At 49.8% G+C, this 12466-nt stretch carries 11 protein-coding genes; all 11 read right to left on the bottom strand.

The window, feature by feature from the left end:
* Window positions 1-95: 95 nt before the first annotated feature.
* The 11 genes from NZ653_05615 to NZ653_05565 all read right to left on the bottom strand — a co-directional run bounded on the left by NZ653_05615 (window position 96) and on the right by NZ653_05565 (window position 12416).
* Window positions 96-539 (bottom strand): ATPase, encoded by a 444-nt coding sequence (locus tag NZ653_05615; GenBank protein ID MCS7286593.1) that lies wholly within the window; start codon window positions 537-539, stop codon window positions 96-98.
* A 10-nt stretch (window positions 540-549) separates the two neighbouring features.
* Window positions 550-1065: a pantetheine-phosphate adenylyltransferase gene (gene coaD, locus NZ653_05610; GenBank protein ID MCS7286592.1), complete on the bottom strand. Its 516-nt coding sequence runs from the start codon at window positions 1063-1065 to the stop codon at window positions 550-552.
* 27 nt (window positions 1066-1092) lie between these two features.
* A complete protein-coding gene (recG, locus tag NZ653_05605) occupies window positions 1093-3525 on the bottom strand; it encodes an ATP-dependent DNA helicase RecG (protein MCS7286591.1) in 2433 nt (810 codons plus the stop codon).
* A 1-nt stretch (window position 3526) separates the two neighbouring features.
* Window positions 3527-4372, bottom strand: coding sequence for a DegV family protein (locus tag NZ653_05600; protein ID MCS7286590.1), 846 nt, complete (start codon window positions 4370-4372; stop codon window positions 3527-3529).
* Window positions 4373-4378: 6 nt separating this feature from the next.
* Window positions 4379-5995 (bottom strand): DAK2 domain-containing protein, encoded by a 1617-nt coding sequence (locus NZ653_05595; GenBank protein ID MCS7286589.1) that lies wholly within the window; start codon window positions 5993-5995, stop codon window positions 4379-4381.
* A gap of 19 nt (window positions 5996-6014) precedes the next feature.
* A complete protein-coding gene (locus NZ653_05590) occupies window positions 6015-6380 on the bottom strand; it encodes an Asp23/Gls24 family envelope stress response protein (protein ID MCS7286588.1) in 366 nt (121 codons plus the stop codon).
* Window positions 6381-6505: 125 nt separating this feature from the next.
* Complete coding sequence (locus NZ653_05585) at window positions 6506-7696, bottom strand: tungsten cofactor oxidoreductase radical SAM maturase (protein MCS7286587.1); 1191 nt, start codon at window positions 7694-7696, stop codon at window positions 6506-6508.
* Between the two features lie 112 nt (window positions 7697-7808).
* Complete coding sequence (locus NZ653_05580; GenBank protein MCS7286586.1) at window positions 7809-8651, bottom strand: DMT family transporter; 843 nt, start codon at window positions 8649-8651, stop codon at window positions 7809-7811.
* Window positions 8641-10680, bottom strand: a complete 2040-nt coding sequence (locus NZ653_05575; protein ID MCS7286585.1) for a putative cobaltochelatase — start codon at window positions 10678-10680, stop codon at window positions 8641-8643. Before NZ653_05575 ends, NZ653_05580 begins: the two co-directional genes overlap by 11 nt.
* 30 nt (window positions 10681-10710) lie before the next feature.
* Window positions 10711-11097, bottom strand: a complete 387-nt coding sequence (locus tag NZ653_05570; GenBank protein ID MCS7286584.1) for a hypothetical protein — start codon at window positions 11095-11097, stop codon at window positions 10711-10713.
* Window positions 11094-12416 carry a DNA methyltransferase gene (locus NZ653_05565; protein MCS7286583.1) on the bottom strand — a complete coding sequence of 441 codons (1323 nt, stop codon included), beginning with the start codon at window positions 12414-12416 and terminating at the stop codon, window positions 11094-11096. The genes NZ653_05570 and NZ653_05565 overlap by 4 nt, the downstream gene beginning before the upstream one ends.
* Window positions 12417-12466 lie beyond the last annotated feature (50 nt).

Here is a 12466-nt window from a genome sequence, read left to right as displayed (position 1 = left end):
CCAGGGGGCGAAAGCCCCCTGGCAGGGGGCCTGGGGGATGTGCCCCCGCATTCAATCATGTGAAATTTTATCGAAGTTTATAGTGGAACAAGAACTCATTTGCTCCGGAGCTCTTTTATCCCGTTCTGGACTACTTTCAGGAACTCTAAAAGCTTTGCTTCCAGATCCTGAAGCACTTCCAGAGCATATTGATCCGCACTCTGGGTGAGTTCCTGAGCCCTTTTAAGAGCCTTTTCTTCAATGGTCCTGGCTCTGGCTTCAGCCCTCTTTATAATCTCATGCTCGCTCAGGATCTCCAAGGCTCTTTCCCGGGCCCTGCTTAGGATTTTCTCAGCTTCTTCCTGAGCGCCAGCAAGGATCGTGTTCCTTTCTTCCACTATGTGCCTGGCTTCCTCTATTTCCTGGGGAAGGGAAAGACGAAGCCTGTCAATAATGCCTAAGATTTCATCCTCATTCAGGACTACAAGAGGGGTAAAGGGCAACTTGAACCCCTTTTGCACCAGGCTTTCCAGACGATCTATCAGGAAAAGCGATTCCACGGCTTTCCCCTTAGTCCCGAAGCGAGACAAGAGTTATCCCTGAACGAATTTCTTTCAGTTTGTAAAGCAACGCCTCTTTCACATGCGGAGGAACCATCGAGTCCAAGCACCCGCCGAGAGCCGCTATTTCTTTAACGGTACTGGAGCTCAGAAAAGCGTACTCCTGACTGGTCATGAGACAGAGAAATTCTATTTCAGGAGCCAATTTTTTATTGATGAGAGCCATCTGAAATTCAAGTTCAAAGTCGGATATAACCCTGAGGCCGCGAACTATGACCTTTGCTCCTCTGGAGCGAGCAAATTCCACCGTAAGGATATTATAGCTTTCCACATCTATCTTAGGATTGCCCTCAAAAGCCTTGCGAGCCATCTCCACCCGCTCCTCCACAGAGAAAAGAACATTTTTCCCCGGCCTTTCGTAAACAGCCACAATAAGTTTATCAAAGAGCCTTGAAGCCCTGGTGGCTATATCTATGTGGCCGTTGTGGATTGGATCAAAAGTCCCCGGGTATACAGCTATTGTCATACTTCCCTCCTTCGGGAAATGCGGGCACTAAGTTATATCCACGACCCCAGGCTGCCATAGCCTATCAACAGCTTCTTTGAGGAGGCGGAACTCGGGCTTGGAGAGCTCCGGATCCTCTTTGAATATTTCCAAGGCCACTTCCCTGGCCTCGTTCAGCATATTAAGATCAGTGAGGCGAGCTAACTTAAGCTCCGGAAGGCCGCTCTGCTTTGTGCCCAGGAACTCGCCCGGCCCTCGCATTTCCAGATCCTTTTCTGCCAACTGGAAGCCGTCCTGAAGGGTTTCAACGATCTTGAGGCGTTCAAAGGCTTCAGGAGATTCAGAATCAGCTACCAGGATACAATAACCCGGCTCGCTTCCCCTCCCCACTCTGCCCCGGAACTGGTGGAGCTGGGCCAGCCCAAACCGATGGGCTCCCTCCACCATCATAACCGTAGCGTTGGGAATATCCACACCCACTTCCACCACGGCCGTGGAGACGAGAATCTGGATTTCGCCCTGCCGGAAAGCTTCCATTACTTTCTCTTTTTCCTCACTCTTCATGCGACCATGGAGCAGGCCAAGCTTGAGGTCAGGAAAAATTTCTCTCTTTAATCGCTCGTATTCGGCCACGGCTGAGGGCGCATCCACACTCTCAGATTCCTCTATTATTGGGTAAATGATAAAAGCCTGTCGGCCTTTCTCTATCTGACTCCGGATGAACCTGTAGGCCCTTTCCCGCTCCAGAGGCGTTAAAAGGTATGTTTTAACCCCCTGTCTTCCAGGCGGCATTTCGTCCAACACAGAAATATCCAAGTCGCCATACACGGTGAGGGCCAGGGTCCTGGGGATAGGAGTAGCACTCATTACCAGAACGTGGGGGAAGAACCCCTTCTGGCGTAGAGAAGCCCTCTGACGCACCCCAAAACGATGCTGCTCGTCTATTACAGCCAGGGCTAAATTGGCAAATTGAACTCCTTCCTGTATCAGGGTGTGGGTGCCTACCACTATGTCCACCTCGCCGGAGGCAAGGCCTTCCTGAATGCTTTTCTTCTCAGAGGGTTTCGTGCTGCCAATGAGAAGGCGAACTCTAGGGGAGAAAGGCTCCTTAGTAACCGGGTGCTTAAGGGCCATATTTTCCAGGAGAGTTGTTATGGTGTGGTAATGCTGCTCAGCCAGAATCTCCGTAGGAGCCATCATAGCTGCCTGATACCCGGCAGCCACCGCCACCAACATGGCTATAAAAGCCACCACCGTCTTACCGGAGCCAACTTCTCCCTGAAGCAATCGGCTCATAGGCCTATCACTGGCCAGGTCTTCCAAGATTTCCCGAAGAGCTCTGCGCTGGGCACTAGTAAGCTCAAAAGGAAGGGAAGAAATTACATGCTCCAAAAAGCCAGCGTTTACCCTTATAGCACGGCCAGGATTGCTCTGCCAGGCGAATTTCTGCCGCATTACCCCCAATTGCAGAAAGAGCAATTCGTCAAAGGCCAGGCGCCGCCGAGCTTCCCTGAGGAGTTCCTGGCTTTCGGGAAAGTGGATTTGAACCAGAGAGGCTCCCAGATCCAGAAGTTTCCTTTCCTCCCTTATCCTTGCCGGTAATGGGTCCGGGACCTTTTCAGCCCAGTATTTTGTGGTTTTAAGCATGACCCGGCGGAGCCAGCGGGGGCTGAGGCCTTTGGTTAAGGGGTATATAGGGACTATGCGCCCGGTGCTTACCAGTTCTTTGTCCAGAAGCTCCCATTCCGGGGAGGTCATAGTGAGCCGGCCCATGAATTCATCCACACGGCCGCTCACGACTATCTGCTTCCCAGGTTTAAGCTGCTGAGCAATGTGTGGCTGGTTGAACCAACTTATCTCAATTACTCCCGTGCCATCGGCTAAAAGGCATGAGACCACAGTAAGGCCACTTTTAGCTTCCCTTATGCTAACATCCCATACGTTCCCTATGATGGTGACTTCTTCTCCGTAGCGTAGGCGATTTATGGTCTTTATGTTACTGTAATCCACGTAGCGCCTCGGGAACAGGTAAAGGAGATCCCTTATGGTGCGAACCCCCAGCTTCTTGAGACGCTCAGCGTTTCGGGGGCCAACCCCGCTGAGCCTTATCACCGGCGAATCCAAACCCAGGCCTTTTTTCGAAGGAGCTTCCACAAATTTTTCCTCCGGGGGCCTGGGCTGAGGTTTTGGAGTAGAAACTGGTTCAGGAGCAGGAAGTATTGGGCTCGTTATGAGGTCATGGATCTTTTCCAACAGAGCTTTTCTCTCTTCAGGGGAGGTGAGGGAAGAATAGCGGGAAAGGAAAGATACAATCTCTTTAATCCGGGCTCTTTCCTGCTCTGTACCGGCTTCCTTAAGGGCTGCATCACCCCAGATTGCTGCTAATTTTCGAAACCCTCCCAGTACTGCTTTATCTTTGTATCCAAGTCTGGCTTCCTGCCTTAAAATCTTTTCCAGGGTTTCAAACTGTTTCCCCTTCACCTTAGGAGCCTCCCTCCTGAATTATCAGGCTTATGGCTTTAGGCCCCAGGTAACAGATCATGGAAGGGTTAAGGGGCAGAATTGTGGGCTTCACTTTGAAGGAAAGGCTTGAGAATTTTTCCAGAAAAGCGTTGACCACCTCGTTCAAATCGTTTTTGAGCATTGCCAGCCTCTTTATATTGACAAACTCCGCTGTGAACTCCACAAGCTTCTCAGCCATCTCCTCCTCGGTTTGCACCTTCTCTAGAGGGACAAACTTGCCGTCTTCCACTATGAGGAAAACCTTGATCCCCATCATTGTCCCCAGGATAGCCTGGGATGGGCTTATGATTTTTTTGTGCCGCAGGAATTTCAGGTCTTGGGAAAAGGAGGCTATATACATATAAGGTATCATGCCCCGGACAAGCCGGACGATGGCGTCCATTGAGCGACCCTTTTGAGCTGCCTTGGCTGCCTCCCTGACCATAAGACCTAAAGCGTAGGAGGAAACTTCAGAGTCAATAATAGTGATGCGAGCTCTCCCCAGAAAAGGGATGCTGGCTTCCCTGGCTACTGAAGCCACAGGGTTTATGTAGCTGGAAGTGTAAATGCCGACGATTTCATCCCCCTCTTCCTTTATTATTTTCTGGTAAACCTTTTCCATATGGTCACGGGTTGGAGGAAGAGAGGTGGGGATGGATCTGGTGCGGGCTATTTCCCGGGCCAATCCTTCGCTATCAATATCCACACCTTCTCTGTAGATTTTGTCCTTAAGTTCTATGCGCAGAGGCACTACCGTGATACCGAGCTTTTTAACCTCAGCTTCATCCTCAAAGACAGCGCCGCTGTCGGTCACAATCTTCACCATTCCCTTTTACTCCAGCGAAATGATGTAATGGTAATAAGGCTGGCCACCCCATATGGTTTCCACGTTTAGGTGGGGGAAAGCCTCCCGGATTCTATTGGCCAGAGCGCAAGCCTCTTCTTCCCTGACATCTGCACCATAGTAAAGGGTAAGGACCTCGCCTTTTTGAACTTCCATTTTTTCCAGAAGTTCAAAAACGGTTTCCTCAGGGGTTTCCCCCGCCGCCGAGAGCTTACCGTCAAGAAGTCCTATGAATTGCCCCTCAGAAACCCTTATCCCTTCCACCTGGGAAGAACGGATAGCGGTGGTAACCTCTCCAGTGCGCACGTACTTCATGGCCTCAGCCATGGCCTCTGCATTTTCCTCAAGAGTCAGTTCGGGGTTGAAGGAAAGGAGAGCACTTATCCCCTGGGGGATTGAGCGAGAAGGGATAACTTTCACTTTCTTTGAAGAGAGCTCTGCCGCCTGCTGGGCGGTAAGGATCACGTTGGGGTTGTTGGGAAGGACTATAATTTCTTCAGCTTCCAGAGAATTGAGAGCTTGAAGGATTTCTTCTATACTTGGGTTCATCGTCTGGCCACCGGAAACAATGGCATCGGTGGAAAGGCTTTTGAAGACTTCGGCCAGGCCTTTCCCGGGGACCACGGCTACCACGGCTATCCTCTTAACGGGCCTGGGGGGAGCAGGTTGGGCTTCCCGGCTCACAATGAATTCTCGATATTGTTCCTGCATGTTTTCAACTACAATGTCCACCAACGCACCCCACTTTATGCCATAATTCAGGGGAGTACCCGGTTCGTTGGTATGGAGGTGCACCTTTACCGTGGTAGAGTCCCCAACTACCAGGACGGAATCGCCCATGGTGGAAAGGGTTCTCCTTATTTCTTCCACGTCCAGATTCTGGCCCTTTATTATGAACTGGACGTCATAACCATATTCGCCTTCCAGAACTTCAGCTCTTATTTCGGCCCTTTCAGGAACAATTTTTTCTTCCAATTTTTCACCTCGCAGGTATTTTAAAAAACCCTCCATTATGACCAACAGTCCTTGCCCTCCAGCATCCACTACTCCTGCCTCCCTCAAAATGGGGAGGAGAGAAGGAGTTTTAGCCACCGCTGCCTTTGCTGCTTCCACTAAATGCTCCAGAGCAACTTTAAGGTCATCCGTCTGGTGCTTGATGGCTTGCATGGTCTCGGCTATTTCTCTTATGACGGTAAGGATAGTGCCTTCCACAGGCTTTATAACGCCCTTGTAAGCTGTAGCAGAAGCTTCGCTCAAAGCTTCAGCCAAATCCTGCACCTTTATAACATCTTTTTTGTCAAGAGCTTTGGCAAATCCCCTCCATATCTGGGAGAGAATAACGCCAGAGTTACCTCTGGCCCCCATCAGAGCTCCATAAGCAGCTTTTTGGGCCACCATCCAGGCGGAGTTCTCCCTTACCCCTTCGATCTCCCTCACACAGGCCTGCATCGTTAAAAACATATTGGTTCCGGTATCACCATCAGGGACAGGGTAAACGTTAAGGGCATTTATAAAATTAACGTGGCGCTCAAGCCACGCAGTAGCTGTTTTGAACATGTTCTTAAGAGTTATACCATCCCAGGCCAGGTTTTCTACCCCGTTCACCTCCAGAACCTCCCGATTGTTAAATGTCTATTCTGAGGTCTTGAACGTACACATTGACCTGAGCGACGGGTATCCCCAGGTTTTTCTCTACGGCGTATTTTACCCTTTCTTTGAGGTTGTGGGCAACCTCAGTTATACGAACCCCATATTCCATGATTACATAAAGGTTAACGATTAGTTCTGGCCCAGCCCAGCTTATCTCTACTCCCGGATGAAGGTAACTTCCAGACCACGGGGTTTTTCTCACCAGGCCGACAATGCCGTAACATTCCAGGGCTGTGAGGGAGATGAACTCTATCAAAGCCTCAGGCGTTATCTCTATCTTCCCAAGCCTTTCACCCTTTTCCATGAGCCTTCCTCTTTGCAAAACAACTTCAGCTTTCAAAATTTTAACGGAAATTAACGTTCATAGCAACTTTTTTGAGGTCTTACGCCAATAAATCATCATCGGGCAGAGAGCGTCTCCTTCGCCCAGTTTCTGGTTTAAAGGGAAAATTATCCCCACACCTTTTACGGGCAACGGATTATATCCTGAGCCCAGAGGCAATCGGCGCAGGAGGGAGACCAGCCCCAACACCCGTTGTTGGAAGCTGTTATATCACAGGTGTCCCTTAGGTAACAATCCACACACGAGGGGAAATGGAAGCGTTTGACCTCAGCGCGGAAGCGGACATAATCCTCAGAAGTCCATATTTCAATCAGGTGCTTCTGGTTTATGTTCCCGAAGGTATAGCGTTTTACTTCCTTACGCCTTCCGAAGATATAGTAAGGGTAAGAGTGAGAGAGCGCATAGCATGGGCTCACACTTCCATCCCAGCCTACCACCAGGGCACTGGAGGCCATGAAACGGCAACGCCTTTCAGCCCCCCAGCTCATCCTGGGCAATTCCATCACTCCCCAGAGGAGCCAGTCCCCGCTTCTGAAAGGCCACCCTGGAAATGAGGGAAAGGGGGGAATTTCATTTCGGTCATATAGGATCTCAGCCGCCATTTCGGGAGTATGAGGAAGGAGATGGGTTACGAGTACCCTGGCAACGCCAAGCCTACGGGCCAGCCCTGGAAGGAGCGGAAGCTCAGCTGCGTTGCTTTTGAGAGCAACAAATTCAATCCCTATCCGTGGGAGGGGGGAGCGCATTTTCTCTTTTACGGCATTGAGCCTGGAAATGTTATCCAGCACAGCTTTAAGTTCTGCCCCCTGCCTTATGTCAGCGAAAGTTTCCGGGTTCACTCCATCAATGGAGACCATGATGGAATCCACTCCGAGGCGCACTAAACCCTCAGCCATAGCTTCATCCAGGAGAGTCCCGTTAGTGCTTACGCCCACCCTGAGCTTGAGCTCTTTTAGAGCCGCTACAAACTCAAGGAACTGGGGATGGGAAAGGGGCTCCCCATATCCTCCGAAGAAAACTTCGCTAAGCTCGGGCAAATCTTTAAGTTGAGTTACCAGGCGTTCAAAAGTAGCTGGGTCCATATCCTCCGTCGGATCAGTCCATAAGTTGCGGACACAGGTGCGGCAATTGAGATTGCACCTGGTAGTTATCTCCACGTAAATTTTTCTAATGTTCGGAACCAGAGGATGCAGCACAATACCTATATCCGTTACCTCGGCCAGAAAACCAGTACCATTCTCCAAACCATATCGCCTTCTTAACTCCTGGGGGATTTCAAGACCCCCCCGCGGACTGGGGAAAAGTTTAAGCATTTCGCCTCCTTTCGTGCACAGGCAATCCCTTCGCCTTATTATACTCTGGAAAAGGCCTCGGTCAAACTTTACGCGAAAAATAACTCAACCTGCTGAAGAACGAAAGTTGGGCCTACATTTCAGCTAAAAGCATGGCCCCCAAGATTAGAAGACAACCCAAAAGTTCCCTGGTTCCAAGGACCTCGCCGGCTATTAAAAAAGCAAATAAGGCGGCAAAAACGGGCTCGGCGGAAAAAATAAGGGCAGCATGAGATGGAGAAGTATACCTCTGAGCGAAAGTTTGGACCCCAAAGGCCAGAGAAGTAGCTGGAATCCCGGTGAAAAGGGCAGCTCCTATTACTTTTGAGGTTGGGATTTGAATCGGCCTTTCAAAGATTAAAGCGAAAATTGTGCTCATGAACATTACTGTTAAAAGCTGAGCAAACGTCAGGGGGAAAAGCCGCATCCGTGGTGCAAACTTGCCCAGAGCTACGATCTGGGCTGCGTAAGCTACCGCACAGACCAGCACCAGAAGGTCGCCATAGGAAGGGATGAGACTACCCCTGAGGGAGAGAAAAGCAAGCCCGAGGGCTGCTAAGCCTGCGCCCAACCATACTCTCCCAGGGGGACTCTGGCTCAAAAACAAAGCAGAAAGAATTGGAACTATTACGACTGAAAGACCTGTGATGAAACCAGCTTTACTGGCTGTAGTGAACCTGAGCCCCATGGTTTGGAAGGCATAACCGGCGAAAAGGAACAGCCCGACTAGAAATCCAGCCTTGAACTCTTCTGCTTTGAAGGGGTTTTTGCTCCCCAGAAGCAGAGGTAAAAATGAAAGGACCGCCAGGAAAAACCGGAGGGAAAGGAAAGAGAAGGTGGGGTAACAGGAAATAGCCTCTTTTACCACAATAAAAGTGGATCCCCATATGGCTGTAACTATCAGGAGGGCTAAATCAGCGTAAAATCTAATCCCCAAGGGCTTCCTTGACTGCCTCGTATAATTCTCTGGCTCCTAAATCTTTTAGCCTGTAACAGGGCCCCCCCAGGGCATCGGCTAATTCCCGAGCAAGTCCACGGTCAAAGGCTTGAAATTCCAGGTTTATGACAACAGAATGGACTCCATCCCGTCGAATGGCCTCAGCAATTTTAAGAGCTTCTTTATGAGGATGCATCGTGCCCATGGAGACGTTGGCTGCTCCATCGGTTAGCAGAACCAGAAGCGGACGCAGTTCCGGATGCTTTAGCCTTTCTATTTTCAGAACCTTACGGGCAAGGTACAATCCACTGGATAGGGGAGTTTTACCTCCAACTGGTATATCCTTTAAAGCACGCTGAGCTAAATCAATGCTGGTGGTAGGAGGAAGGACAACCCTTGCCTCCTGTTTTTGGAATACAATAAGGCCCACCATATCCCGACGCCTGTACGCATCCTGCAGGAGAGACATCACAGCTCCTTTAGCCGCCTTCATCCTCTCGGAAGCGGCCATGGACCAGCTGGCATCCACCACGAAAAGGACGAGGTTCGAAGCCCTGCGCACCCTGACTTTTTTCCTCAAATCTGAAAGGGTAAGGGTTATGGCCGTTTCCCCTCTGGGTCGAGAAAGTTGATAAGGAGCAGCATAACGGACGGTCGCATCAAAAGCTATATCCATGGTTGGAGTTTCAGCAGGAAGACTGCGGATATACCGACCCCGCTTACGGGTGGTAATGGTGTAACTGCGTTTGCCTGCTATCTTCCGGGTTATTCTATCCAGTGGAGTGCTTAATAGCTTGGGTTTGAAAGTTTCGCCCACGGGAACGGGGTTGTCAGGGGAGCGAGCTTTTAAGCCAAGAGGTTCGGTTTTGTATCCTTTCAGGAGCTGGCCTGTGGGCTGTGAAGGGACCTGGCCTTCCCCTTCGCCCTGCTCTTCCTTTGGCTCGGTTTTTCTACCCCCTTCTGATTCCTCATCGCCTCCCCCATTGCGGAGAAGGAGTAATTCTTGAGAGAGTTCTTTGAGGGCAGCCCCAAGCTCTTCAGAAGTAATGCCACCTTCCTGGAAGGGATGCTTGCGCAAGCGATGGGGCAGTGCCAGCTCAGCAGCGATCAGTATATCTTCATCGGTGATCTGGGAGCGTCCCCGGAAGGCGGCGTGGGCTATGGCCGTCTTAAGGATTACTATATCAGCGCGGTGTCCATCCACCTGAAAGGAGGAGGTAAGCCTGGCGATAGTGTAAAGGTCGGTTTCAGTGTAAGTGACATGGGGCAGGAGCTCCCGCGCCCTGGCTATTTCCTGGGATAAACGCTTCTCTCTGGGCTCCCATTTCTTCCTGAATCCTTCGGGATCCTTTTCAAATTCCACAGCCCTTTTAACGATTTCCACCCTCAACTCGGGATCCGTTATGCCCTTTATCTCCACGCAGAGGGCAAATCGGTCTAAAAGCTGGGGCCTTAGCTCCCCCTCTTCAGGGTTCATGGTCCCTACTAAGATAAAGCGGGCGGGATGAGAGAAAGATATGCCCTCTCTTTCCACCACATTGACTCCCATGGCGGCGGAATCAAGGAGGAGATCCACCACGTGATCATCCAGAAGATTTACCTCGTCCACGTAAAGTAGACCGCGGTTAGCAGCAGCCAAGACCCCAGGCTGGAAGCGGCGTTCTCCACGCTTTATAGCTGCCTCAATATCCAGAGTTCCCACAACTCTATCTTCGGTAGCGCTTACGGGCAGGTCCACAAAGCGAGTTTTCCGCCATGCAACAGGGAGCTTTTCCCCTCTGGCTACCCTTTCTTTGCAAAAATCACACATGTTTTCGGAGTTATCGGGATCGCAATTGAAGGGGCAATCAGCCACAACTTTGATTTCAGGGAGCAAATAGGCCAAGGCTCTGGCTGCAGTAGACTTAGCCGTACCCCTCTCCCCTCTTATCAGAACCCCACCTATCTGGGGGTTTATGGCATTGAGGATAAGGGCCAGTTTCATTTTTTCCTGCCCAACGATAGCCGTGAAAGGGAAGATAACAGCCATTTCTTCTCCTTATCTCACAAATTTTGTCTGTTAGCCAAGGCGATAAAATCTTTCACCATAACGCAAATACTTGCTTAACCCTCCTTTTACGAAAAATTCTCGCAAACGCCATCCAGGGCCACCGAGTACCAGGTATGCTTTGTAGAACTTTCCCCCCGAAGAAAGAATCGCATCAATCAAACTCAAAACCTCGAAAGGCACTTTTTGTTCAGCCGTACCGGGAACTTGTTGCCACTTCAGTGAAATGAGATACTTTTTACCTTCCGAATCTTCTGCTAAAACATCTACAAAATGTTTACCTCCACCCAAACGTGTGCCCACAAAGGCACGTTTCCTGTATTTGTATCCTCCCTGCTCCAATGCAGGGAGAATCAGAGCTTCCAGCACTTTCCCTGTAGAAGTGTTTCGCGGATTCATGGTCGCTTCCTCGCGTAAACCAGGAGGTATTTATGCACAATCCTTAAGTCAGCTGCATTAAACTCAGAGGTAAGCTCCTCCGGTACAACGATTATAATCTCTTTGAGAACCAATGATTTTTGAGGTTCCAAGTCTTCCCACAATAACAAAGCGGCCGGGACAAGTTCACCATTATGTCTCCTGAAATCCTTCGCTTCTATGACCAAATAAGCGCAATTGACTTGCCGAGCAAGCTCTTTCACCACCTTTCTGTAACCTGCGAAGCTCCCTTCATCCCATTCTTCTAATCCTTGGACCAGCATTAAATCGTTTTTCCAAAGTGGTAATTGAAGGCTGTCGTGTTCCCAACAGGGGCTAAATTGAATTTTGAGAAAATCCTCTCTATTTCCGGCATATCTCCAGCTAAGATTGCGCTTAATTTCTTCCTCCTGGCGTTCGCTTGGAAAAATCCATACAGTGGTTGTCTCTAAATGTTCCGCCTTTACCTGGCGAATTTTTTCCAACATTATCCGGTAGGTTAAGGATTGCTCCCAAACTGGAGTCGGTTCCTTAACGAAGGTAACCCTGGGCTTCTCAAAAACAGGAAGATACTCATGAGCTAATAACAGAAAATTGTAATGGATGCTCCTTTCATACCAGAAACCTGTCATTCTGCAATTATGTTGCCTTTTGATGATGAGCTCTTTCAACTTGAAGCCAACATCCAGAAAGGTCCTTATTAACATAAAGCCGATAGGGACAACGTGTTTAGACTTCCGTGCATCGCCAACCAAGATTGCACATTTTCCACCTGGTTTTAGCACTCGTAGACTCTCTTCCGCAACCCGCTGCATTTCCTTCAAAAACTTAGGAAGTGGAAGAGCAGATAGGTCCCCAGGAACGCCACTGGAGTATTTGATGATCCCAGCATAGGGAGGATGAGCACAAATCAGATCCACACTCTCATCCGGAATGCTGGAAAGATCTCGGGCATCTCCAACTTCCACAATCGGTTCGTAAATAGTTTTCCCATTTAGAAGCGAAGGAGGAGGGGAAAACTCAAGGTTCTGCAAAGTTAAAGCTATCGCTTGGGGATTTATGTCTCGCGCAATACAGCGACGGCCAAGAAGTTTTGCTTCTACTGCAGTTGTCCCACCGCCGACAAAGTAATCCATTACGAGATCCCCTGGTTGGGAATACCTTAAAATGATATTTCGTGGTATATATGGGGACCAGTTTCCACGATAGCGGCCATCGTGAGTGGCCCAATCGCCCCGTTGCTTGAAACTCCATACAGTGGTAGTTTCTAAGCGAAAATTAGGAGGGCACCATCGTTTTATACGCTTTGGGGGGCGAAGAACGCTGAGGTTTACTCCATAGAGCTGAGTGA

The sequence above is a fragment of the Anaerolineae bacterium genome (assembly GCA_025062375.1).
In the GTDB taxonomy this organism is placed as follows: Bacteria; Chloroflexota; Anaerolineae; order SpSt-600; family SpSt-600; genus SpSt-600.
The sequence above is the reverse complement of the archived record's forward strand: the minus strand, read 5'-3'. Positions and strand labels throughout refer to the sequence as shown.

Excerpts from the sequence above, each read along its gene's own strand:
- NZ653_05575 (MCS7286585.1), bottom strand. The coding sequence starts at position 10,680 with ATGGCTGTTATCTTCCCTTTCACGGCTATCGTTGGGCAGGAAAAAATG.
- coaD (MCS7286592.1), bottom strand. The coding sequence starts at position 1,065 with ATGACAATAGCTGTATACCCGGGGACTTTTGATCCAATCCACAACGGC.
- NZ653_05570 (MCS7286584.1), bottom strand. The coding sequence starts at position 11,097 with ATGAATCCGCGAAACACTTCTACAGGGAAAGTGCTGGAAGCTCTGATT.
- NZ653_05585 (MCS7286587.1), bottom strand. The coding sequence starts at position 7,696 with ATGCTTAAACTTTTCCCCAGTCCGCGGGGGGGTCTTGAAATCCCCCAG.
- NZ653_05600 (MCS7286590.1), bottom strand. The coding sequence starts at position 4,372 with ATGGTGAAGATTGTGACCGACAGCGGCGCTGTCTTTGAGGATGAAGCT.